Raw genomic sequence first — 271 nt, 5'->3', positions numbered from 1 at the left:
AACCGTTCGTACATATCGATGAGAAGGGTATCCATGTCCAGGGGCGTAATGCGTATGACCCAGGGTCCCGCGTCCGCGGATGCCAGAAGCAGCATATCGACCACCAGATAGGACATACGGCAGCATTCCTTATCGATATTATCCATAAACTGCTCCCGGTTCTGCGGCATTGACCGGGCAGCGGACAGGCTGGAACGTATGACGGCCAGGGGCGCCCTCAGTTCATGCAAAGGGGATTTCCCGTTTACTGTGGTTCATCATCCGCACCTGC

1 protein-coding gene is annotated in these 271 nt (G+C 55.7%); it reads right to left on the bottom strand.

Annotation, left to right across the window (positions count from 1 at the left end):
• On the bottom strand, nt 1–230 hold a 230-nt coding region (locus tag LK536_RS58745), incomplete at its 3' end, for a histidine kinase dimerization/phospho-acceptor domain-containing protein (protein ID WP_506092328.1).
• Between the last annotated feature and the right edge of the window lie 41 nt (nt 231–271).

The organism is Clostridium pacaense (genome assembly GCF_020709765.2).
GTDB classification, from domain to species: domain Bacteria; phylum Bacillota; class Clostridia; order Lachnospirales; family Lachnospiraceae; genus Enterocloster; species Enterocloster hominis.
This window is presented reverse-complemented; position numbering and strand designations above follow the sequence as displayed.